This is a genomic window from Streptomyces sp. NBC_00249 (assembly GCF_026342355.1).
GTDB lineage: Bacteria > Actinomycetota > Actinomycetes > Streptomycetales > Streptomycetaceae > Streptomyces.
In genome coordinates, this window is record NZ_JAPEMV010000006.1 from 344,179 (window position 1) to 367,626 (window position 23,448).

Annotated in this window: 18 protein-coding genes; 8 read left to right on the forward strand and 10 right to left on the reverse strand. The window is 73.8% G+C overall.

The window, feature by feature from the left end:
* The first annotated feature begins 669 nt into the window (after positions 1-669).
* The 8 genes from OOK31_RS26390 (at position 670) to OOK31_RS26425 (ending at position 8,444) form a co-directional block, all read left to right on the forward strand.
* Complete coding sequence (locus OOK31_RS26390) at positions 670-1,395, forward strand: DUF4232 domain-containing protein (protein ID WP_267089832.1); 726 nt, start codon at positions 670-672, stop codon at positions 1,393-1,395.
* A gap of 179 nt (positions 1,396-1,574) precedes the next feature.
* Complete coding sequence (locus tag OOK31_RS26395) at positions 1,575-2,555, forward strand: D-alanyl-D-alanine carboxypeptidase family protein (RefSeq protein WP_267089833.1); 981 nt, start codon at positions 1,575-1,577, stop codon at positions 2,553-2,555.
* A gap of 621 nt (positions 2,556-3,176) precedes the next feature.
* Positions 3,177-4,364 (forward strand): ATP-binding protein, encoded by a 1,188-nt coding sequence (locus OOK31_RS26400; protein ID WP_267089834.1) that lies wholly within the window; start codon positions 3,177-3,179, stop codon positions 4,362-4,364.
* Positions 4,361-4,762, forward strand: a complete 402-nt coding sequence (locus OOK31_RS26405) for a roadblock/LC7 domain-containing protein (RefSeq protein ID WP_267089835.1) — start codon at positions 4,361-4,363, stop codon at positions 4,760-4,762. Before OOK31_RS26400 ends, OOK31_RS26405 begins: the two co-directional genes overlap by 4 nt.
* Complete coding sequence (locus tag OOK31_RS26410; protein WP_267089836.1) at positions 4,759-5,136, forward strand: DUF742 domain-containing protein; 378 nt, start codon at positions 4,759-4,761, stop codon at positions 5,134-5,136. The genes OOK31_RS26405 and OOK31_RS26410 overlap by 4 nt, the downstream gene beginning before the upstream one ends.
* A complete protein-coding gene (locus OOK31_RS26415; RefSeq protein ID WP_267089837.1) occupies positions 5,111-5,704 on the forward strand; it encodes an ATP/GTP-binding protein in 594 nt (197 codons plus the stop codon). The genes OOK31_RS26410 and OOK31_RS26415 overlap by 26 nt, the downstream gene beginning before the upstream one ends.
* Positions 5,705-5,712: 8 nt before the next feature.
* Positions 5,713-7,065, forward strand: coding sequence for a cytochrome P450 (locus OOK31_RS26420; RefSeq protein ID WP_267089838.1), 1,353 nt, complete (start codon positions 5,713-5,715; stop codon positions 7,063-7,065).
* A gap of 104 nt (positions 7,066-7,169) precedes the next feature.
* Positions 7,170-8,444 (forward strand): DMATS family aromatic prenyltransferase, encoded by a 1,275-nt coding sequence (locus OOK31_RS26425; RefSeq protein WP_267089839.1) that lies wholly within the window; start codon positions 7,170-7,172, stop codon positions 8,442-8,444.
* Between the two features lie 79 nt (positions 8,445-8,523).
* Here the strand turns inward: OOK31_RS26425 and OOK31_RS26430 are convergent, their stop codons facing one another.
* The 10 genes from OOK31_RS26430 to OOK31_RS26475 all read right to left on the reverse strand — a co-directional run bounded on the left by OOK31_RS26430 (position 8,524) and on the right by OOK31_RS26475 (position 22,939).
* Positions 8,524-9,873, reverse strand: coding sequence for an NAD(P)/FAD-dependent oxidoreductase (locus OOK31_RS26430; RefSeq protein ID WP_267089840.1), 1,350 nt, complete (start codon positions 9,871-9,873; stop codon positions 8,524-8,526).
* Between the two features lie 71 nt (positions 9,874-9,944).
* Positions 9,945-11,963 (reverse strand): DNA helicase RecQ, encoded by a 2,019-nt coding sequence (recQ, locus tag OOK31_RS26435; protein WP_267089841.1) that lies wholly within the window; start codon positions 11,961-11,963, stop codon positions 9,945-9,947.
* A 188-nt stretch (positions 11,964-12,151) separates the two neighbouring features.
* Positions 12,152-13,873, reverse strand: coding sequence for a thiopeptide-type bacteriocin biosynthesis protein (locus OOK31_RS26440; protein WP_267089842.1), 1,722 nt, complete (start codon positions 13,871-13,873; stop codon positions 12,152-12,154).
* Positions 13,874-13,932: 59 nt separating this feature from the next.
* Positions 13,933-15,846: a TOMM precursor leader peptide-binding protein gene (locus tag OOK31_RS26445; RefSeq protein WP_267089843.1), complete on the reverse strand. Its 1,914-nt coding sequence runs from the start codon at positions 15,844-15,846 to the stop codon at positions 13,933-13,935.
* A complete protein-coding gene (locus tag OOK31_RS26450; RefSeq protein WP_267089844.1) occupies positions 15,843-17,591 on the reverse strand; it encodes a hypothetical protein in 1,749 nt (582 codons plus the stop codon). The genes OOK31_RS26445 and OOK31_RS26450 overlap by 4 nt, the downstream gene beginning before the upstream one ends.
* The gene (locus OOK31_RS26455; protein ID WP_267089845.1) at positions 17,588-18,751 is read right to left on the reverse strand and encodes a lantibiotic dehydratase C-terminal domain-containing protein; all 1,164 of its coding nucleotides are present in this window, start codon (positions 18,749-18,751) and stop codon (positions 17,588-17,590) included. Before OOK31_RS26455 ends, OOK31_RS26450 begins: the two co-directional genes overlap by 4 nt.
* 47 nt (positions 18,752-18,798) lie before the next feature.
* Positions 18,799-21,444, reverse strand: a complete 2,646-nt coding sequence (locus tag OOK31_RS26460; protein WP_267089846.1) for a lantibiotic dehydratase — start codon at positions 21,442-21,444, stop codon at positions 18,799-18,801.
* A 267-nt stretch (positions 21,445-21,711) separates the two neighbouring features.
* Positions 21,712-21,897 (reverse strand): thiazolylpeptide-type bacteriocin, encoded by a 186-nt coding sequence (locus tag OOK31_RS26465; protein ID WP_267089847.1) that lies wholly within the window; start codon positions 21,895-21,897, stop codon positions 21,712-21,714.
* Between the two features lie 58 nt (positions 21,898-21,955).
* Positions 21,956-22,141, reverse strand: a complete 186-nt coding sequence (locus OOK31_RS26470) for a thiazolylpeptide-type bacteriocin (RefSeq protein WP_267089848.1) — start codon at positions 22,139-22,141, stop codon at positions 21,956-21,958.
* Positions 22,142-22,495: 354 nt separating this feature from the next.
* A complete protein-coding gene (locus OOK31_RS26475; RefSeq protein ID WP_267089849.1) occupies positions 22,496-22,939 on the reverse strand; it encodes a WD40 repeat domain-containing protein in 444 nt (147 codons plus the stop codon).
* Positions 22,940-23,448: the final 509 nt, after the last annotated feature.

Consider the following 23,448-nt stretch of genomic DNA (forward strand, 5'->3'; position numbering starts at 1 on the left):
GGTCAGCGCCTGCCCGGCGATCGCTCCGGCGGTACGCGGCGGCTGTCGCCGCGCGGGTCACCGGAGACCGGACCCTGTACCGGATCCCCTGCGGACTCCACGGCCGGCCTCGCCGCCGGCTCCCTGGAACGGATGAGCTTCTTCATCGAACGGTTCCTCCATCGCCCCCGTGCCGGGCCCTCCCCGCGGGCCGGCGCCGACCGGCCGGCAACGGACCAGGACGGCGGGCGGGGGCGGGGTCGGACCCGTACATCGCCGCTGCCGTACGGAACCGGACAGCGTGCGAGCGCCGCTCACTTCACTGAACAGCGACTTTGTTCGACTCTGCCACGCCGGAGCCCCGTCGTGTCAATGCCGGCATGCCCCAACCACCCCCGGAAACAGCGCCCTTGCCACCTACTTGCCACCCCTCGACCGATCCCCGAGCGTCCCCCCAACACCCAACCCCACCCCCCTTGACAAACCACCAACAATCTAACGAACCGTCACGTCTCGGCCAGCCGGACGCCCGGGCAGGCCGCCACCTCCCCAGGCGGGGGCGGCGGAATGGTGGGCTTCACGTCCTGGGTCCGTAACGGTCTCGCGGGACGGGACTTCGGCGGGGTCGCCAGGGAATAACCGGACAGTCGGACGCATCGATCACGTCATGCGCAACACACGGGGGCCACCATGCGTACTGCCCGCAACAGATGGAAGACCTGCACCCTGGGGGTCGTGGCCGTCGCCGCGCTCCTCTCGTCCACGGCCTGCGAGTCGGGCGGCGCGGAGCGGGGCAAGACCCCCTCCCCGTCCGCCACGCCGAGCGGTGCCGGCAGCCCGAGCGCCACCGCCGGCCCCACGCCGTCCGCCGCCCCGAGCACGGCCGGCTCTCCCAAGCCCGGCGGTGGCAGTACGCCCGGCGCCTCCAAGAGTGCGGGCGCCCCGACGGGTGGCGGCGGCACCACCGTCACGGCCTGCAACGACAACGACCTCTCGATCACCCTGTCGGACTGGCGGCAGGACTCGGGGCAGCACCTCCTCATCACGGCCACCAACCTCAGCGACAAGGCCTGCACCCTCTACCACTACCCGTACGTCGGCTTCGGCGCGGCCATCGCGGGGCCGGTCGCCCCGATGGACTCCAAGCCGCAGGCGGTGGCCACGATCGGGCCGAAGGAGAAGGCGTACGCCGGCCTGTTCCTCTTCCGAGGGGGCCAGCGGACGGTCACCGTGGAACAGGTGTCCCTCGGCTACCAGGACCGGGCGTTCAACAGCAACAAGGACGTGGCGTGGCTCGACCACGGGCTGCCCGCCGACATCGGCTCCCTGACGGTCGGCCCCGAGCCCCGGGTCACGTACTGGAACCTCGATCTCCGGACGGTCGAGAACCACATGTTCAGGTCGAGCGACAGCTAGTGCTGGCGTCAAGGAGACGTCGGGAGTCCGTTTCCTAACAGCTGAATCCACTGCGTCAGTCAGGTGGTTGAAGGGGCTTCGCGGTTCGGTCGGCCCCCCTCCCTCCCGACGGGAGGGACGGGGCACCGCGGTGCATCCCCTCCCTCTCGGGGGGTTCTTCCACACATGCGAGGAGTGACTTGATCTCCCACCTGATGCGGCGCGCTCGCGGCGCGCTCGCCGTCGCCGTCGCCACCGGCGCCCTGTTCACGGCGGCGGTGCCGGCCCGGGCCGCCGCCGCGCCGCCCGTCGGCGCGGCCGGCGCGATCCTGATCGACGCGGACAGCGGGGCCGTGCTCACCTCCAGGGCTCCTGACACCCGGCGCCAGATGGCGAGCACCACGAAGGTCATGACGGCCGCGGTGGTGGCCACCCTGCCGGGCGTGGACCTCGACCGGAAGGTCACTGTCAAGCAGGAGTACCTGGACTACGTCTACCGGGAGGGTGCGAGTTCCGCCCAGTTGAAGGCGGGTGCGAGCCCGACGGTCCGTCAGCTGCTGTACGCGTTGATGCTGCCGTCGGGCTGCGACGCGGCGTACGCCCTCGCGGACACCTTCGGCGCGGGGACGACCCTCGCCTCCCGCAAGGCGGACTTCGTGGCGAAGATGAACGCCAAGGCGAAGTCGCTGGGCATGACGAACACGGTCTACGACACCTTCGACGGCATCTCGCCGACCGGCAGGAACCTCACCACCCCCCGCGACCTCGCCAAGCTCACCCGGCACGCGATGGGCAACACCGTGTTCCGGACGGTCGTGAAAACCCCTTCGTACGGCTCCGGCGGCACCTCCGCCCTCGCCACCTGGACCAACAGCAATCTGCTGGTCCGGCCGCGGTCCGCCGGTTACGGATATCCGGGCGCGATCGGCGTCAAGACCGGCACCGGCAGCGCTGCGGGAAAATGCTTGGTCTTCTCCGTGACCCGGGGCGGTAAGACGGTTATCGGGGTCCTGCTGAACGACGAGAAGCGTTACACGGATTCCATGATGCTTTCCGACTGGGCCCTCGGCCCCGCCTCCGCTTCCGGTTCCGGTTCGGGTTCTGCCTCCAGTTCCGGTTCCGGTTCGAAAAACGCCGTCCAGGGCCGTAGCGCCGAGCCGGTCCCGGACGTCCTCGACTGACCTCGGGGCACCACGGACCGCAGGGCCGGACGGACCGGATCCGACGCGCAGCGGACACCGACGTGTCCGCTGCATGTCCAACTGATGGCGGGTGGACCTTCCTGACGGCCCGGATGCTACGGGCCGTCAGCAATTCCAAGCCATCCGGGGGAATCTCCGCGAACTCCTCGTACCGCACGGGAGGCCCGGCCCCGCGCGGCCGTCGGAGCGAATCGGCGTACGCACTCATCTCACAGGCCGGACAAGTGCGTACGGATTGGCATCCGGGGCGAGGCTCGCGATCCCCCGGCACAAAGTCCCGAAAGCCGTAGATTGCCTTTAACGGACACCGCGCCGCACCGGGTACAAGTCCGGATCCGGGGGCTTCCCCGTAGCGCATTCGCTTCTGGTGAAGCCATCCGAATCGGGTCAATGTCCACCAGGAAACTCCCTGTTGACGGTCGATCATCCGCTCACAGCCAGTGATACGATCATCGCACTTGCGGAGCGGCGGATGGGCGCAAGACGACTTCTTCGACTACGGCGACCATCCAGGCGGTACCCCCGGTACGGACGGTCCGCCGGTCCACCCGCATTTGACGGAATTCAGCAACTGGCCGTCAGTCGCCTGAAGAGAGTCTTATGAAGCTTTACATAGCGAACCCAGTGCTCTGGGCCCTCCTCGCCGTCGTCGTCGGCGCAGTCGCCGTCATCGTCCGCCAGCACAAGGCGGCTCGGGTCCAGCGGCACGAGATCGAACAGATCAAATCCCACTACGTGGAATTGCAGCACAGTTTCGCGAAATCCGTGGAGGCCGAGAAGGAACAGGCCCAGGACGCCACGAAATCGGTCCTCAAGTCCGCGATGCGGACACTTCAGGGCCTTGCCGCCGAACAGCAGGCGGTCATCTCCGGACTGCAGAGCAAGTACGGCGAGTCCGTGATTCTCCAGGACCTGCTGGAGATCGACCACACGAACTCTCAGTTCGGGCGCCGCGCCCAGTCCATCGCCGTGTTGTGCGACGGCTGGCTCGGACGGCAGCGCGAGGTCGCCTCGGTTTATGACGTGGTCCGCAGCGCGCAGGGCAGGATCCGCCACTACCGCCGGGTGGAGATCCTCTCCCAGGTCGACTTCGGCATCAACAACCGGGCGGTCGAACCGGTGGCGCTGGCGCTCGCCGAGCTCCTCGACAACGCGACCAGCTACTCCAGCCCGGACACCGTGGTCGAGATCAACATCCGCACCGTCCCCAAGGGCATCTGCATCGTCGTCGACGACGCCGGTGTCGGCATGAACGACGAGGAGCGGACCAGGGCCGACAAGCTCCTGGCGAGCGAGCGGGTCTCCGGCGTCTCCGGCCTCGGCAGCCCGCCGCAGTTCGGCTTCGCGGTGATCGGCGTGCTCTGCGAGCGCTTCGGCTTCGAGGTGTCCGTGGACTCCAGCTCACCGTACGGAGGCGTCCGCGCGGTCCTCCTCCTCCCGCACGACCTGCTCACCGGCATGCCGGAGAAGAAGGCCCCCGCGCCGGCCGCTCCCGTGTACGCGGCCTCCGGCGCGTCCGCCGCGGCGGCGCACCTGGGCGGTCCCGAATCGGCGGTGGCCACGGCCTCGACCGTCGACGGTCTGCCCCGGCGCAGCCGCAAGCGGCCCATGGCGATCGTCCCCGGTACGGCGTCGGCCCCGGCCTCGGCGGGCCGCTCCGACGCGGAAGCCGCCGCGATCATGGGGGCGTTCCAGCGGGGCACGCAGTCGGGACGGGTGCAGGCGGACTCGGCGGATCAATCGAGCAGCACACCTGCTGCGAGCAGCGAAGGGCATGAGGTCTCGTGAACAACGATCTGTCATGGATGCTGGACAGCGCCTTGGAGATACCCGGGGCGCTGCACGCCGTCCTGGTCTCCGCCGACGGCCTGCTGATGGCCCGGACGAAGGACTTCGACAAGGACAGCGCGGACACCGTCGCCGCCGCGATGAGCGGCGTGCAGTCGCTCAGCCGCACCCTCGGGTTCTTCGTCGAGCAGGGCAACCTTCAGTGGCGCCAGACGCTGGTCGAGTTCGACGGCGGCTGGGTCTTCCTGATCTCCGCCGGGGAGGGTGCGTACCTGGGCGTCTCCGCCTCGCCGGACGTCGACATGCAGGACATCACCTTCCGGATGCAGCAGCTCGTCGGCCAGCTGGGCAAGGCGTTGATGACACCGCCGCGTGAGAACCTCGGCGTCCGCTCATGAGCGGGTTCGACGAACTGGAGCCGGGGTCGGCCGATTTAGTCCGTCCGTACGTCATCACCAAGGGACGCGGCCTGCCCGACGAGGAGCAGCTGTCCCTGATCACCCTGGTCACCGCGGCGGGCGACCAGCAGCAGCGGCCGACCCAGCTGTCCCCCGAGGAGCAGGGCCTGCTGGCCCTGTGCACCGCCGGCTACCTCTCGGTCGCCGAGATCGCGGGACACACGCGGCTGCCCATGGGTGTGGTGAAGATTCTCCTCTCCGCGCTCACCGAGCGCGGCTACCTCATCACCCGCCCTCCCGTGCAGCGCGCCCCGCTCGCGGACCGGCGCATCCTGGAGGAGGTTCTGAATGGACTCCGCACCAAGTTTGGCTGAGCAGGCGTACGTCCGCGGCGGAGCGACGCAGACCGCCGTGAAGATCCTCGTCGTCGGTCACTTCGCCGTCGGCAAGACGACTTTCATCGGTGCGATATCGGAGATCCCTCCGCTGTCCACCGAGGAGACGATGACGCGCGCCGGCGAGTCGTTCGACGACCTCAAGGGGGTCCGTACCAAGACCACCACCACGGTGGCCATGGACTTCGGCCGGCTGACCATCAACGAACGCGTGGTGCTGTACCTGTTCGGGACCCCCGGCCAGCTGCGGTTCGTACAGATGTGGGAGGACATGGCACGCGGCGCGCTCGGCGCGCTCGTGCTGGTGGACCCCGAACGGCTGGCGGACTCCTTCGCCGTGATCGACCTCATCGAGCAGTACGGCCTCGACTACGCGATCGCCGTCAACCGCTTCGACGGTGCGCCGGACCGGGAGGTACGGGCGCTGCGCGAGGCGCTGGACCTGCTCGACGACACCCCCGTCGTCGCCTGCGACGCCCGCGACCCGAGATCGTCCGCCGACGCGCTGATCACACTCGTCCGCTATTTGCTCGACCGCGCCCACTAGGAACAGACATGGACACCCAACCCACCACCCCCGTTCCCCCGCCCGGGTGCCCTGCCCACAGTGCCGGCGGCCGGGTACCGCTGCACGGACCGGGGTTCGCTGCCGACCCCCAGGCGTACTACGCCTACCTGCGCCACTACGGCCCGACCGCGCCCGTGGAGCTCGCTCCGGGGGTGGAGGCCACCCTCGTCACCGACTATTCGGCGGCGCTGCAACTCCTGCAGGACTCCAGCTCCTTCCGGAAGGACGCCCGCCGCTGGCGGCACCTCAACGAGGGGCTGATCAGTCCTGACAGCCCGGTCGTGCCCGTGCTGGCGTACCGGGCCAACTGCATGTTCACCGACGGCGCCGAGCACCTGAGGCTGCGCCAGGCCATCACGGACAGCATGGCCCGCGTCGACGTGCGCCGGCTGAGCCGGAGCACGGAGCAGGTGTCCAACTTCCTGATCTCCCAGTTCGGTTCGCGCGGCTCCGCCGATCTGCTCGGCGACTACGCCAAGCAGCTGCCGCTGTTCGTCTTCAACGAACTCGTCGGCTGTCCCGCCGACATCGGCGACCGCGTGGTGTTCGGCATCAGCGGCATGTTCGACGGGGTCAACGCGGAGCGGGCCATCGAGGTCCTCTTCGGGGCCGTCGGCGAACTGGTGGCGCTCAAGCGCGCCAGGCCGGGCGAGGACGTCACCTCGTGGCTGATGCAGCACCAGGCGAAGCTCACCGACGAGGAAATGGTCCACCAGCTCGCCCTGCTGCTGATCGCCGGCAACGAACCCCTGCGCAACCTCATCGGCAACACCCTGCACCGGCTGCTCACCCACGACGCGTACGCCCACAAGGGCGGCCTGATCGACGAGGCCATCGACGACACGTTGTGGGAGAACCCGCCCATGCAGAACCTGGCGCCGCACTACCCGGCGTCCGACATGGAGTTCGCCGGGCAGCAGCTGCGGGCGGGCGACCTCGTCCTGGTCAGCTTCGCGGCCGCCAACACCGGGCCGGCCCTGACGGCGGCGCGTCAGGCCGGCAGCAACCGGGCCCACCTGGCGTGGAGCGCGGGCCCGCACGCGTGTCCGTCCAAGGAGCCGGCCCGGCAGATCACCGCGACCGCCGTCGAGAACCTGCTCAACCGGCTCCCCGACGTCGAGCTCGCCGTGCCCGAGGACAGCCTCGTCTGGCGCCCCGGTCCCTTCAACCGCGGACTCAGCACGCTGCCTGCCCGGTTCACCCCGGTCGGGACGGTCCGCGGACCCGGCGGCCCGCTGGAGCGGCCCGAGGCGCACCCGCAGCCCGAAGCGGCCGACGCGGGTGCCAAGCGTGAACGCGCGGGGAAGTGGAGCCAGTTCCTCAACTGGCTCACCAAGTGATCTACATAACTTCTCCAGCGGTGTCCACCATCGCATGATCGTTCGACCTCGGGGGTAGTGAGCACCGCGTTGTTCATCGCTACTCACGAGTCGAAGGAGGTGTCGTGCACCAGCTGTCCGACGACGCCACTGGCACGCAGCACCGCTCCGTCCTGGACCCGCTCGACACCCGCCCCTCCCGGCGGGTGTCCTCCCGGTCGCCCCGGTCCGGGGCGGGAGGGCCGGTGAAGGCCCCCCGCCCCGGTGTCCCGAGGACACCGGACGGGGAGACGCTGGGAGGTCATGCGGCGAGACAGGTCCTGCGGCTGTGCGAGGCCGCGGGGCTGGGCGGGGCCGACTCGGCGGCCTACGCCCGGACACTGCTCACGGCGCTGGGTCCGGCCGGCGAGCGGCGGCTCGACGAGCCGCCGCCGGAGGACTCCTTCCTCTCCGACGACCACACGCCGGTGGAGTTCTCGCTCGCCTTCGTGCCGGACGCGCCGCCGACCCTGCGGGTCCTGCTGGAGCCCGGGTTCGGCGCCGGGAGCCTGGAGCGCAACGGGCGCGTCGGGCTTCGGGTCGTCCGCGAGATGGCGCGCCGCTGGGGGTTCGACACCCGGCGGCTGGACGAGCTGGAGGACCTGTTCTTCCCGGAGGCCCCCGAGGGCCCGCTGGCACTGTGGTGCGCGCTGGAGCTCGTCCCGGGCGCGGTGCCCAAGGTCAAGGTGTACCTGAACCCTGCGGCATCCGGGCAGAAACGTTCCGCCGAGACCGTACGGGAGGCCCTGCGCCGGCTCGGCCACCGGCAGGCGTTCGCGGCGCTGCCCGAGGGAGACCGCCACCTCTTCTTCGCCCTGGACCTGGGCGACTGGGAGGAGCCCCGGGTGAAGGTCTACCTCGCGCACCACGACCTGTCGGCGGCGGAGGCGGCCGGCCTGTCCCGGATGGACGGCGGTCCGGAGCGGGCGGAGATCAAGAAGTTCTTCCGGACGGCAGCCGGGCACAGCGCCGACGGCGCGGAGAACGGGGCCGGGCGGGACCCGCGGCTCGACCGCCGGCCCGTCCAGTCCTGCCACGCCTTCACCGAGACGGCGACGGGCCTGCCGAGCGGCTTCACGCTGTACGTCCCGGTCCGCGACTACGCCCGGCACGACGGCGAGGCCCTCGACCGGGCCGTGTCCGTACTCGAGCGGTACGGCATCGACTCCGCCCCGCTCGTCGAATCGCTGTCCGCCGTCACCTCACGGCCGCTGCGGGAGGGTGTGGGCCTCATCGCCTACCTGGGGCTGGCACACCAGCAGGGCAAGCCGGCCCGGGTGACCGTCTACGTGTCCTCGGAGGCCTACGCGGTCAGGCCGCCGGCCGGCGCACCGGCCGCGTGGGCCGACGCCGTCCTCTGAGGCTCCTCGCCGGCCGGCGAAGCTCCCCGATGGCCACCCACCGGGAGCTTCACCCGCCCCACCGGCCCCCGAACGCCCGCTACGCGTCCTGGAGCTCGCTCAGCTCCCGCAGGTACCCGCCGACGTCCACCTGGATGGAGGCTCCCGCGGTCCGCCCGTAGCGCGCCTCGATACGGCTCAGGTACGCGTCGATCTCCTCGCGCATCTCCCGGGCCGGGGGCAGGCCGACGTCACCGTCGACGATCCGCGCCACCCACCGCGCCTGCGCCTCCACGAGGCGGGTGATCGAGCCCACGGGACGGATCAGGCCGACGAAGTACAGGCCGGGGCGGTCGGGCGCGACGACGCGCTCGTACAGCTCGACCGCCTCCTGCCCCGGACCCGCCGGACATCCGGCGGGCAGGAAGGGGAAGTCCATGCGGAAGCCGGTGCAGTAGACGATCGCGTCCGCCTCCACGGCGCTTCCGTCGGTGAAGCTGACCTTCCCGCCGTCCAGGGACTCGATGGCGGGCCGGGGGATCACCGCGCCGTGCCGGATGCGGCTGAGGATCTCGTCCGAGATGGTCACGGCCGAGGAGAAGACGGCGTGGTCGGGTTCGGGCAGGCCGTAGTCGGACAGCTTCCCGCGCGCCACCAGCAGCGCCTGCTCGATGAAGCTCCGCTGCTCGGCGAAGGACATGTCCTTCCACCACGGTGCGTCGGCGATCAGGTCCACGGACATGCCGAACAGCTGCTTGGGGACGACGTGCAGCGCGCGGCGGACGGAGAGCACGGTCTGCTCGGCGTGCCGGGAGAGGTCGGCGGCGATGTCCACCCCGGAGGCCCCCATCCCCACGACGACGACCCGCTGTCCGGCGAAGTCGCGGCCGTCGAGGTAGTCCATCGAGTGCAGGATCGTTCCTGCGAAGGAGTCGGCGCCCGGCGGCAGCGGATTCGGCAGCACCGCCTCCGTGTTGTGGCCCGACGCGACGATCACCTGCCCGAACCGCCGTACCGCCGTCTCCCCCCGGGCGTCGCGGCTGGTGACCGTCCAGGCGCCGTCGCCGTCCTGCCGTACGGAGAGCACCTCGGTCCGCAGTTCGACGCGGGGCAGCAGTCCGGCCCACTCGGCGAACGACCGCAGATAGGCGGCGACATCGCAGTGCCGGGGGTAGAGGGGCAGCTCGGACGGCATCGGGAAGTCGGCGTAACCGGTCAGCTGCTTGGCGCTGTTCAGGTGCAGCGACACATACGCCGGCCCCCGCTCGCCGGCACCCGGCTGGCGCCAGATCCCGCCCACGTCCGGTGCCTTCTCCAGGCAGACGTAGTCGATCCCCCTGGCCGACAGGGCGTGCGCGACCGCCAGCCCCGACAGTCCCGCGCCGATGACGCACACGGTCGCCGCCGTGGGAACGCCGCCGGTACGTGACCCGTCCGAGGATCCCTCCACTGAACACACTCCGTCGTCGTCGCAACTGCCCCCGTGCGGGGGCCCGGAGGGCTCACGATACCGATCAAGGTCTATTCCCAGTCGTCCCAGGGCGGGTCCGTCTCGTCGAAGTCGAAGGGCGGTTCGTCGGGATCCGGCGCCTCGGAGCGCGCCGGGGCGGATGCCGGGGCGGCAGGGGCCGGAGCGGGAGCGGGAGCCGACTCGGGGGCGGGGGCCGACTCGGGGGCGGGCGCGGGGGTTTCGCACTGTGCCAGGGTGTCGAGGACGCCCTCGGCGTACTTCGCGAGCTTGGCCTCGCCGACCCCGCCGATGCCGCCCAGCTCCTCCACCGTCGCGGGGAGGCGGGTCGCGATCTCCCGCAGCGTCGCGTCGTGGAAGACGACGTACGCCGGCACGCCCTGCTCGCGCGCCGTCGCGGCCCGCCAGGCGCGCAGGGCCAGGAAGACCGGTTCGGCCGCGGCCGGCAGGTCGACCGGTACGCGGGCACCCTTCCCGGAGCGCGACCCGGACTCCTTGCGGGCGGGGCCGGCCGGCGCCTTCTCCTTGCGCATCGGGACGCTGCGGCGCCCGCCCAGCACCTCGCCGCTGTCCTCCGTCAGTACGAGCGTCCCGTAGTCGCCCTCCACCGCCAGCAGCCGCAGCGCCAGGAGCTGGCGCACCACCCCGCGCCACTCCGCGGTGCCCAGGTCCGCGCCGACCCCGAAGACGGAGAGCCCGTCGTGGTCGAACTGGATGACCTTGGCGGTCTTCTTGCCCTGGAGGATGTCGATGATCTGGCCGGCGCCGAACTTCTGGCGCCGTTCCTTCGCGAGCCGCCATACGGTCGACAGCAGCTTCTGCGCCGCGACCGTACCGTCCCAGGACTCGGCGGGCGTCAGGCAGGTGTCGCAGTTGCCGCACGGCCCGCCGTGCTGCCCGAAGTACTCCAGCAGCCTTTCCCGGCGGCAGTCGACGGTCTCGCACAGCGCGAGCATGGCGTCCAGGTGCATGCCCAGCGAGCGGCGGCGCGCCTCGTCGCCCTCGGAACCGTCGATGAGCTTGCGCTGCTGGACCACGTCCTGCAGCCCGTACGCCAGCCACGCCGTGGCCGGCTCGCCGTCGCGGCCGGCGCGGCCCGTCTCCTGGTAGTAGCCCTCGACGGACTTCGGCAGGTCGAGGTGGGCCACGAAACGCACGTCAGGCTTGTCGATGCCCATGCCGAAGGCGATCGTGGCGACCACCACGACCCCTTCCTCCCGCAGGAAGCGCGCCTGGTTCGCCGCACGCGTCCTGGAATCCATCCCCGCGTGGTAGGCCACCGCGTCGATGCCCTGCTCCGCCAGGAACGCGGCGGTCTTCTCCACCGAGGCCCGGGAGAGGCAGTAGACGACTCCGGCGTCCCCGTCGTGCTCGGTGCGGATCAGCTCCAGCAGCTGCTTGAGCGGGTTGTTCTTCCCGACGATGCGGTACTGGATGTTCGGCCGGTCGAAGCTGGCGACGAAGTGCCGGGCGTCCTCCAGGCGGAGCCGCGCCACGATCTCGGCATGGGTGGCCTCGGTGGCCGTCGCGGTCAGGGCGATCCGCGGGACCTTGGGCCAGCGCTCGTGCAGCATCGACAGGGCCAGGTAGTCGGGCCGGAAGTCGTGGCCCCACTGGGCGACGCAGTGTGCCTCGTCGATCGCGAAGAGCGACACCTTGCCCCGGTCGAGCAGCCGCTGCGTGCTCTCCCCGCGCAGCCGCTCGGGGGCCAGGTAGAGGAGGTCCAGCTCGTCGTCGAGGAAGGCCCGCTCGACGGCCTGCCGCTCGTGCGGGTCCTGCGTGGAATTCAGGAACCCGGCCCGCACCCCGAGGGCCGTGAGCGCGTTCACCTGGTCCTGCATCAGCGCGATGAGCGGCGAGATCACCACCCCCGTGCCCTCTCTGACCAGCGCCGGGATCTGGTAGCAGAGCGATTTGCCGCCGCCGGTCGGCATCAGCACGAGGGCGTCGCCGCCGCCGACGACCTGCTCGATGATCTCCTGCTGCTCACCGCGGAAGGAGCTGTATCCGAAGACGCGGTGCAGTACCTGCAGAGCATCGGAGATGTCGGGGGACGCGTCCGAAAGGGCCATTCACGAAGCCTAACGTCACCCGCCGACACCCCGTCCCCACCCACCCGGGCCTGTGGACAACCTCCCGGCCGGCCGGCCCCGCCGTCGGCTTCGGCGAGCCCGGCGCCGGCGACCGTACGGAACCGGCGCAAGGACCACACCTGGCTCCCCGCCACGGCCCACCTCTCCCCGGACGCCGTCGCCCAGGCCTACGAGGCCCTGGACGCGGACGTGCCGTCCCCCCGGCGCGCCCGGCCCTGAGCCCGCTCCGGGCGCCGGCCCAGGGGAAGCAGGTACTGGAGGGGCTGCTCCAGGTCGTCCAGGGCGAGGAGTTCGTGCGCCAGGTCGTCGTGGAAGCCGCCCAGCGGGGTGCCGGCGAGGCCGAGGGCCCCCGCCGTCAGGAGGAGGTTCTGGGTGAGGTGACCGGCCTCCAGCAGGGCGAGGCGCAGGGCGCGCAGCCCGTAGCGGCGGCGCAGGAGGCCGAGGTCCGCGTACACGCCGAGCACCGCCGGGGAGCCGTCGACGCCGATCCAGTCCGGGTCCGTGTCCGGGCGGGAGAGGTACGTGGACAGGGGCTTGATCTGTGCCGCCGGCGCCGCCGGGCCGATGCGGCGCAGCGTCCGGCGCTCGGGCACCGCTTCGTAGGTGCCGGCCGGGACCCCGGCCACGTCGAGGACCAGCAGGCGCACCCGGACCGTGTACAGGGCGCCCGCGCTGGGGTACGGGCGGCTGCCCGGGGTGTCGCTCCCGGACAGGGCGTGCCACAGCAGGGCGCCCAGGGCGTCGGCGTCCAGCGGTCCGGTGAGGGCGCCGCGCAGGGAGGACCGGCCGGCCAGCACGGTGCGCAGGGACACGTCCGGGAGCGGGCCGGCGGGGAGGTCGAGCTCCGGCCGGACGGTGGCCGGCCGGGGCGGCAGCGGGCGCAGCGCGGTGTCCTCGTTGCGGCCGATCTGGAACTTGCTGCGCTCCAGGTACTGGAGGTCGGGCGCGGTGTGGCCCGGGGGGAAGAAGGCGGGCGGCTCGTCGGTCTCCAGCAGGGTCCGGGCGGCGAGGCGGCACACGGCCCGCTCCTCGTCGGGGCTCACTCCGAGCCGGTTGAACAGCATGTGGAGCTGCGAGGCCCAGATCCAGGCGGTCGCGTCCTGCGCGGAGTCCTGTGCGGTGTCCTGTGCGGTGTCCTGTGCGGCGTCGTCCCCTCGCGCGGCGCGCAGGACCGCGTCGGCCTCGCGGACGCCGTCCGCCCACCGGCCGAGCCAGGGCACGGCGGTGCCGGCCGCGAGCCGTTCGCGCAGCCCGGCGGCGCGTCCGGCCAGGCCCGTACGCTGCGCCGCGTAGACGGTGTTGACGCGGGTGTGGACGGACGCACCGGGCAGCAGGGGGATTTCCGTGACCCAGCGCCAGCCCGCCGCGTGGCCGCGCAGCCAGCGTGCGGCGGTGAGCCGGTCCATGCCGAGGGCCTCCGCGGTGGCGTGGGCGAGGTCCGCGGCGAGGGTGAGGCGCGCCGAGGCGGCGCCCCGGGCGGGCAGTTCGCGCAGGGCGTCGAGCGCGGCCCGGCTGGAGGCGGCGAACACCTCCTCGGCGACGGGCAGGGCCGCGGGGCCGCCGTAGCGGTCGGTCTCGGGCTCGTAGGGCACGGCGCGGACCTCCCCGTGGTAGGAGGGCCACGGCCCGGGCACGGAGGGGACCTCCTTGGCCGACCGGGCGAGCTGGTCCGGGAGTTCTGCGGCGGCACGCGGGCTCAGGCCGCGGACCCGGATCCGTACGTGGGGGCCGTCCTCGGCGTAGCGGATGAAGAACCAGCGGGTGGCGTCCCCGGAGGCGACCAGGCCGTCGAGGAGCGGGGCGGCTTCGTCCCGCAGGAACGCGTCGGTGTCCTCGGTGGTGGAGTGCAGGAAGAGGTGGTGGCTGTGCCAGGCGTCGGTGGTCGTCATCGCGTACGGTCCTCGCTGCGTCGGGAGAAGTCCGGAGGGGGCGGGGCGGGGCTGGCGGGTCAGGGGAAGGGGTGCGGGTGGAGCGCCAGGTCCTCGGGGCGCAGGGGCCGGTCCGTACGGCCGAGCCGGTAGGGCACCTCCAGCAGCCGGGGCAGGCCCCTGGTGCGGTGGTTGACGTGCCCGAAGGTCATGGGCAGGGAGCCGGGGACGACGACCTTCACGCAGTGCAGGCCGAGCCGTTCGCGGATGCCGGGCTCGCTCTGGTCGACGGCGATCACCTCCAGGCCGGCCCGGGAGAGGCGCTCCACGGTGGCCGTGAGCAGCCCGGCGAGGTCGGCGACGGGCTCGGGGGCGCCGGGCCAGGCCTCCTCGACCGTGCGGAGGGGGGTGTCGGCGAAGAGGAACTCCAGGCGGGGGGCGGCCTCGGGGAGGGTGTTCAGTCCGACGTGGTCGTCCAGGGCCGTGACCAGCTCGGGCCGTTCCAGCATCGGGCGCAGCCGTTCGGGGTCGCGCGGGCCGCCTTCAGCGAAGGAACGGTGCGCCGATTCCAGGACGTTGGTGACGACCTCGGCCACCGCGGAGCGGATCGCGGTCCGTGGGTCGTGGTGGGCGCCGGCCGCGAGGAACACGCGGGGGGCGTCCGGGTGCGTGCCCTCGTAGCGGCAGACGGCGACGACCGCCGGGATACCGAAGTCGTTGGTGGCGTCGAGGAGGAGGAGCCGGTAGCCGGCGAGGGCCGCGCGGTCCGCGAGCAGGGCCGTGTCGAGGTCGTCGGGGGGCGGTGCGAGGCGGGGCAGGGGGGTGGCCGCGTACCAGGCCATCAGGAAGGCGTCGCGTTCCGCGACCTCGAACAGGCCGTAGAGCGCGGCCTCTTCGGGGCTGTTGCCGAGGCCGCAGCCGTTGGAGGACTCGTAGGCGACGCGCGGCCGCTGCGGGTCCGGGACGTCCCAGTAGGCGACGTGTTCGGGGACGGCCGTGGCCCGGCCGCGGGTGAGGGACCAGCCCTGCACCCAGTCCAGTTCCAGGTCCGGTGTGTAGGGGACGGTCGCCGAGGCGGGGTGTCCGTGGTGGGCGGGGTCGGGCAGCCCGAGGCGGCGCGGGTCCACCGCCCGGTCGGGGCCGAGGTCGGCGAAGGAGGCGCGCAGGTCGGTGCGGCGGCCGGTGGGGCGCATGCCGGCGTACCGTTCGACGGCCTCGAAGAGGGCGATCCGCTCGCTGGCGGAGAAGTCGCGGGCCCGGCCGTAGCCGCCGTCGTCCAGGAGCCGGCCGTCGGTGACGAATGCGGTGGTCAGGCAGAAGGCCGAGTCCTCGGTACGGAACAGCCGGCGGACGGGGCCGAAGCGTTCGTCGTGCAGGGCCGTGCGCAGGCCGTCCGGGGTGGTGCGGGAGTTGGGTTCGCGCAGGACGTACGGGTCGGGGAGCGGGCGGGGTGCGGAGGGCAGCGGGGCGGCCCCCGTCGCGGTGTCGGAGGGCAGGGGGGCGCAGACGGCGCAGCCGCCGACGGGGCGGACGTGGTGGGTGGTCCAGGTGCCGCGGCCCTGGTGCAGGACGTGGACGGCGGCCGTGCCCGCCGGGGAGGGGGCGTCCCCGTCGAGCAGGTCCTGTACGAGGGCGCCGAGGGACTCGGCGAGGGCCGGGGACGGCACGCCGCTCAGCTCCAGTTTCGGGCTGTGCCAGGGCACCCGGCCGCCGGCGGTGGCCAGCCGCTGGTACTCGGTGCAGGTCAGGCAGGCCGCCGCGGCGGGCCGCAGCACCGGGCCGACCACGGCGAGGGGCCCGTCGAAGCGCACCGGGACCAGGGTGACGGGGTGGGCCAGGGCGTGCCGGCTCAGCTCTTCGGCGAGTCCCAGGGTCCAGCGGGTCAGCAGGACCGCCGCCGGGCCGGAGGTGTGTGCCTTCGCGGTGTCCGCGTCGAGGACGGGCACGGGCAGGGCGCCCAGCGGGGAGGTCGTGGCGGGGGTCGTGGCGGTCATCGTGCCTCCTCCGGGGCGTGCAGGACGGTGAAGCCGAACGCCCGCAGGAGGTCGAGGAGTTCGGGGTCGGTCGGGGCGGGTGCCCGTACGGGCCGGGGCTCCCCCGCCAGGGCGCGCAGGGCGTCCTGGAGGGCCTCCTCGCGGGCGGCGAGCCCGGCCAGCCAGCGGCCGGTCCAGCCGTCGTCCTCCCATACGGCGGTCCGTGCCCCGGCGGCGGCCAGCGGGGCCGCGGCGCCGCCCGAGGGCGGGGTGCGGCCCGGGGCTCCGGAGGCGGCGGCCACGGCGGCGAGCGCGGCGAAGGCCGCCGCGTCACCGGGGGTCGCCTCGACGGCCTCGCCCAGCGGCCGCCCGTCGGCGGTGCACCGCACCACGGCGTGGTACGCCTCCCGGTCCGGGGCGGCGCGGTGCACCTCCAGGCGGGCGGGCACGGCCAGGCGCAGGGTGAGCGTCCGCCACCAGTGCCGGACCTGCGGATGCCCGGACCAGTCGGCGGCGGGTACGGCGGTGCCGGCGGCCGGGCCCTGGGCGCGGTGGCGGGCGGCCGCCGTGCGCAGGGCCCGGCCCCGGGCGTGCGCGGGGTTCGCGCCGACGGTGAACCCGGCGCCGCCCAGGTGGAGTTCGGCGGTGCGGCAGAACAGCTCCAGGCGGGCCAGGTCCAGCCGGGGCGCGCCGGCGGCGGGCGCGCCCGGCCCGGCGAGGGCGGCGAGCGGGACCGGCAGTTGCCGCAGGTCCTCGGGGAGCGGCAGGGGCAGGACCCCGCACCGCTCGTCGCCGAGGGCGGTGACCCGGCGCAGGGCCTCGGCGAGGGTGGCGGCCGGGCCGAGGTCGGCCCGCCGGTCGGCGTCGAGCCGCAGGGGTCCGAGCCAGGTCCGGTAGTCGGCGCGCAGCGGGCCGGTGTCCGCGAGGAGGACGGCGGGCAGGCCGGGCAGCAGCCGCTCGTCGCCGCCCTCGCCCGCCGGGTCCGCCAGCCCGGCGGCCGCGCACAGCAGCCGGTGCGCGGCGGCGCCCGCGAGCAGCGCGACGGAGGCGGTGGCCGCCGCGGGTCCCGGGGAGGCGGGCCGGGTCTCCAGCGCCTCGGCGTCGGAACGGACCTGGGCCGCGCTGCCCGGGGCGGTGACGTAGCCGGACCCGCCGGACAGTCCGGCGGCGACGGCTCGCTCCGGACCGGCGCCGCGCGCGGTGAGCAGGATCCGGCCGTCGGGCAGGCCCGGATCGGCGGTGTGGGTGACGGCGGCCGCGCCCAGCGGCAGGGCCAGGGCGAGGGCCCGTCCGGCAGCCCGGGCGAGGGGGCCGTCGGGGGCGGCGGCCACCACCTCGGCCCGTGTCCCGGCGAGGGCGGCCGCCGCCGCACCGGGGCGCTCGGCGCTCTCCGCGACCCACCGCGCGACGGGACCGGGCCCGGCGGGTTCCTCGGCCAGCAGCCCGTGCGCCTCCAGCTGCCCCACGAGGGTCTCCACCGCCGCGCGCACCCCGGACCCGGGCTCCAGGGCGGCCAGCAGCTCCTCCAGCCGGCCGTCCCGCAACGGCCCCTCCAGGGACCGCCACAGCACGGGGAGCGCGGCACTCCCCTCCAACGTGACGCTCCCGCGCCGCCCCCGCAGGTGCAGCCCGGCCCGCAGCGGAGTCACGGCGACCCCGGGCCGCAACCGCCGCCCGGCCCGGGGCCCGGCGGGAGCCACCGGCGCGGGTGCGGCCGCGGCAGCGGGAGCGGGGCCGGTGGTGGGCAGGGGCGGGGTGGGGGTCATGCGTGGGCCTCCGTCGCTTCGGCGGCTGCCATGAGGTCCGTGTGCCAGTCGACGCCGGTCAGGGTGGGGACGGCGCGGATCACCAGGTGGGCCGCCAGGTAGCGTTCCAGCGGGCGGACGTCGCAGATGGCGAGGAGCCGGTACAGGGCGTTGGTGGCGGCCCGGTACACCAGGTAGTCGGGGCGGCTCCACATCGTCCCGTGCGGGTCGGAGCGCCGCAGCAGGGTGTGGAACTCGCTGTAGCGGGTGCGGGTTTCGTGGTTCCAGCGCTCCGCCGCCGCCCGGTCCCCGGTCGCGGCGGCCCGTGCCCGGTACTCGTCCGGGGAGCCGTGGAGGTCGGCGCCGGCGTCGTAGCGGGCCCGGACGGTACGCCAGGCGTCCGCCGAGAAGTCCGTCCAGGCGCTCTCCCATCCTTCGGCGCCGCCGTCGGCGATCCGGCCGACGAGCGCGCCCACCGCTTCCCCGGCCTGTTCCCAGCGGCGCTCGAAGCCTTCGCGCAGCCGTCCGTCGGGGTCGGTGTGGACGAGGAAGTCCTCCAGGTGGGAGACGTACGACCAGTGGCCGCCCGCCAGGCCCCCGGGGTGCGCACCGGCGTGTGCGGCGAGTGCGGTGACCGCGAGCTGGATCCGCGCCTGCGGGCCGTCACCGTGTTCCCCGAGGAAGCCGGCGCCGGCGTGCAGCGCGTCGAGGCCGGACCGCAGCAGTACCTCGCGCAGGGCGGCGCCGTCGGCGCCGAGGAGGCCGCGGAGCGCGGAGCGGTCGACGGTCTCGGTGCGGACGGTGTTGTCGGCGACGATCGGCCCGTAGGGCGGGGCGATCAGTTCGGCGCGGCCCGCCTCGGCCGCCCGTTCCAGCAGCTGGGCCTCGGTGAGGTCGCCGTGCGAGGGGTGTGCGCGCAGCCAGTCGCGGATCCGGGACTCGGCGGACGCGGCGGCGGCTGCCACCCGCACGGGCGGGCCCTGGAGGCGCAGTCGCAGGTGGGGGCCGTGCAGCCAGTGCCGTTCGACGTGGGCGGCCAGGCCCGCGTCCGTGTGGGTCCGGGCGAGCGGGAGGAGCACCTCGCGCAGCAGCGGGGCCTTGACGGGGTGGTGGTAGTAGGAGACCACGTCGAGCGCGGTGCCGGGGCGGGCGCCGCTGTCGTGGGGTCGGGCTGCCGGCACGGTCGGTACCTCCGTCGTCTGCGGGCGGGGCGGGCTGGGCGGGCGGTTCATCGCGTTCGTCCGGCCCGGTAGACCTCCAGGACGAGTTCGGCGGCGTGCGCCGGGCCGGGCAGGCCGCCGGGCGCGGGCAGTGCCTCCTCCAGGACGGCCCCGGCGCTGTGCCGGGTCAGCCACTTGGCGAGGCAGCGCAGGTGCAGGGCGTTGCCGAGGTCCACGAACTGCGGTTTGGGGCGGCTCAGTCCGTTGAGGAAGTCCTCGGCTGCCCCTCCTGCGGGGGCGGCGGCGGCCGGGTGCAGGAAGAGCTGTTCGGGGAGGTCCAGCAGGACGCGCCAGCGGGCGGCCGCCGCGGCCGGTACGGGGCCCGCCGCGGCGAGGTCGGCGCGCAGCTCCGCGACCACGGCGGGCGGCAGGGTCCAGCGGCGGCGCCGGAGCACCACGTGGCGGTGGGTCAGCCGGGGCGTACGGGCGATCCGGCCGCCGGGGGCGTCGAGGGTGTGCCGGGGGACGAGGGGCCGGAAGTCGACGACCCCGTGGGGCTGGTCGGCCAGGTGGGCGGCGATGCGCCGGGGCAGCAGGACGGGGGCGAGGAAGCCGGGGTAGAGCACGTCGAGGAGTTCGCCGGTGCCGCGCAGCCGCAGGCGTACCTGGTCGGTGGCCTCGTCGTGGACGAGGTCCAGGTCGGCTTCGCCGAGGGAGGCCCAGCGGCGGTCGGGGCCGATCTCGTCCGGGACGAGCAGGGGGTGGAGGTTGGCGTTGAACCCGCCGACGGGCCGGATCTGCGCGGCCCGTGCGCCGGGTCCCAGGCCGCGCCGGATCTGCCGGGACACCTCGGCGGTGGCCTGCGGGTCCAGGGTGTCCAGGAAGCGGCTGGTGAAGCGGCCCCAGCCGCCGTACACGTGGTTCACGCACAGCCGGCCCCGGTCGGGGTCCCGCTGGAGGAAGTAGCCGTAGCTGAGGGGGCGTTCGACGGCCCAGTGCGGCAGCCGTCCGCCGAGGGTTCGTACGAGGTCCGCCGGGAGGGCGATCTCCTCGGCGTCACCAAGGGCGGCCTTGAACTCGGCGCGCAGGGCGGCGAGTTCATGGGCGCCGGTGGGGAAGTCGTCCCGGTCGGCGGGGGCGAGGTCCGTGATCCGTCCGGCGGCCTCCCAGGCGTCGGCGACCTCGGCGCCGAACTCCCAGGGGTGGGGGCAGTGGCCGCCGGGCCCGTAGCGTGCAACGAAGCGGTCGCGGACCGCGCGGCGCACGAGGTGGCCGAGGTCGAAGAGTTCCGCCAGCGCGGTGACCTCGCCGAGCGCCTCGTGGTCGGAGGCGTCGAGGAAGCCGTCGAGGGCCAGCGGGCGGGGGGCGACGACGTCCTCGGAGAGCACGCTGATCGGGGCGGAGGCCGCGGGGACGGGGCGTCCGGCGTCGGCCAGCGCCTCGGTCCAGTGGCGGGAGAGGCCGGCGAGGAGGGCGGGGCGCCCGGCGGCGGGGGTGTCGGCGAACGCGTCGGTCAGTCGCGCGAGTTCACCGATCCGCTCGGCGAGCCCGACGTCCTCGGCGGGGGCCTCGCCCAGGGCGCGCAGCCAGGACGCGATCCCGGCCAGCGGGTCGGGGTCCCCGGGGGCGATCGGGTCGGCGGGGACCAGCAGGCCCGCCTGGCCGAGGCGGTCGAGGAAGGCGGCCGCCGCGTCCCGGCCGCTGCCGCGCTCCGCGCCCAGGGCAGCGGTGAGCAGTGCGGTCAGCTCCTCGATGTCCGAGGGGGTCGCGGCGTGCTCGGTGATCAGGCGCAGCGGGCCGCCGAAGGGCAGTTCGGCCTCGTCCTCCTCGGCGACGAGGTAGCGGCCCCCGGCGAAGGCGGTCCGGTCGCGGGAGTACGCGGCCCGCCCGTCGGTGATCCGCGCGGTGCTGGTGATGCGGTGCGGTACGGAGGCCCGCCGGTGCGGGGCGTCCAGGAGGGCGAGGGTGAGGGCGGTGGTGAGGGTGCGGTTGGCCTTGACGACGGGGCGCAGCGGGACGTCGTACAGGTGGGGGGCGCCCCAGGAGGGCAGGGGGCGGCCGGGCGGGCCGGTCAGGGGGCCCCAGCCGACGGCGGTGAACCAGGACAGCGGGCTGGTCTTGGTACTGGCGCGCAGGGCGTAGCGCAGTACGGCCGGTTCCTCCTTGCGGGCCCTGCGGTCGGCGGCGCCGGTGCCCGCCCGCTCGACGGCGCGCAACAGGTCGGCGCTGGTGAGGGCGACGGCCTTGCCGAGGGCGGGGGCCCGGCACAGGGCGGCGAGGGCCTCGCGTTCGTCGGCCAGGGCCGGTTCGGCGGCTTCGGTGAGCCGGGCGAGGAGTGCGGTGCGGTGCGCGCGCAGGGCGAGCCAGTCGGCGAGGGCGGGGACCCGGGACGGGAGGTCGCCGAGGCGGTCCAGCAGGGCGGGGCGGGGTTCGCGGCCGTTGTGCAGGGCACGGCGCAGGGGCAGGACGACGTCCCGGTGGAAGGCGTCGGGGTGGCCGGGGCGGCTGTCGTGGAGGCTGTCGCAGAGCGGGGCCGTGGCGTGGAGCAGCAGGGCGTCGGTCCGGTGCAGGCCGGTGAGGAGGTCGCGGAAGGCCGCGGCGGCGGGCCGTTGCGCGGGGTGTGCGAGGACGGTGAACCGGGCCAGGGCGTAGGGCGCGGACCGTACGTCGTACTCCCGGCCGGCGACGGCTGTGGGCTGCCGCGACTCCTGCATGGTGGTCCCCGTCCTGGGTCGGTGGTGGGCGCCCGGCGCCTCCCGCCGCACAGGGGGCGCGGCGGGAGGCGTCGGGCAGGTGGTGCGGGACAGCGGGCTGCCCGGACTAGTGCTGTGGCCGGAAAGGGTTGCCGGGTCGCGGTGTTCGGTGCGGTGCCTCGCAAGGCGGAGGGCCACGACTCGTACTGGACGTACCGTCGTGGTCCGACAACGCCGCGAGGTGCCGTGCCGGGCGCCGCGACCCGGTGAGCCTTTCCGGTCACAGCACTAGAGGGGCGGCAGCTGCTCCTGGGGCTGGGCGCAGGAGGAGGAGCCCTGGCAGGAACAGGAGCCCCAGGACGCTCCGCCCTCGGGCAGGGCGGCGGTGTCGCTCATGGAGGTGACGGTGAGGTCGCCGAGGTCCAGCTCCAGGTCCTGGAGTTCGAAGCCGTCGGCGGGGGTCGCGTGGTTCATGGATGTCTCCTTCGTGAAGGGATTTCCGGTCGGGGTACGCGGGATGGGGCGGCCGGCCCTAGAAGGGCAGGATCTCCATCTGCGGCTTGGCGCAGGAGGAGGAGCCCTGGCAGGAACAGGAGCCGTAGGACGCGCCGCCCTCGGGGAGCCCGGCGGTGTCGCTCATGGAGGTGACGGTGAGGTCGCCGAGGTCCAGCTCCAGGTCCTGGAGGGCGAATTCATTGGTGCGTGCGGCGTCGGACATGGATGTCTCCCGAGGAATGGAAGTGAAAGACCGAATGCGCGCTGTACGGGATACGAAATTCCGCGGGGCCGAAATTCCAGGCAGTCCGGGATTTCCGTCGGTCGAGGAGTCGTGCCTGGCCAGGTCGGCGACGGCACGGAGCATTGAAATACGCGTGCGTGAGCGGCGGTTCGCTGTTCGTTCGACCTGTCACCGACGACAGGGGACTGAATTCGGTCTGTCAGGTCCCGAATTCCGGCCCGCTGCCGCCGATTTCCTCAAGAGTCCATGCGGTGACCGCAGAAACGCTGGAGCCGGGATCGAGAAGGTGTCGACGGCTGCCGGACGGCGGGACGGCGGATCCTCGGAGAAGCCCTACAGGTCCCGTCCGGAGCCGTCGGTGGGGGCGTCCAGGCCGCCGGTCCGGTTCCAGACGTAGGACGCGATGTCGGAGCCGTGGCCGAGTGCCATGCCCGTGCCGCTCACGGCGGCGGCCGACAGGTCCCCGGGCAGGATGGGGGCGGGGTCGAGGAGACGCCCTTCGAGCAGGTCCCAGAGCAGGACGGCGCCGCTGTAGGCCTTCGTGACGGCGACGGCGCGGCCGTCGGGCAGCACCACGGCCGCGGGCGCCGTCACCTGGTAGGAGTGGATGCGCGGTGCGCGGAGGAACTCTCCGGTGGCCAGGTCCCACACCTTCACGTCGTTCTCGTAGCCGACGGTGACGAGCAGGGACCTGCCGTCCGGCGGCTCCACCATGGCCAGGGACCGCAGCGGCGCGCCGTGACCGGCGAGGGGCCGTACGTGCTCGCCGAGGTCCATCTCCCACACCACCGCCCGCCGCGGGGACGGCCCGCGTGCAGGGCGTCGGCGACCCGTCGGCGGACGGCGTCCCTCGTCTGCGGGCGGGAGGTGTAGGCGTCCAGGTCCCTGATGCAGGCGACGACGAGCCGGCCGAGCCGCTCCGTCAGCTCCTGGCGCGCCCGGGAGGCCGCGCCGCCGCCCGCGCCGCGGCGCACCAGCCAGCCGATGCCCTGGCGCACCGGCGCCGGCCAGCCCGCCTGGGGCTCCTCGGGTACCGGGACCCCGGCCGCGACCAGCCATTCCCAGGCTTCGGCGAGTTCGGCCTCCGACAGGTCCTCCAGGGCGTCGGCGCCGCCGGACTGGACTCGGCGTCGTCCGCGAGCAGGTCGGAGTAGTACGCCATCGCCACGTCCGGCAGGGGTACGTGTGCCATGCCCGCCGCGTGCAGCCCGCGCCCCAGCGCGGGGCGGGCGGCCTCCGCCAGCATCGTGGCGGCCTCCCTCGGGGTCACGCCCTTCTGCCGGTTC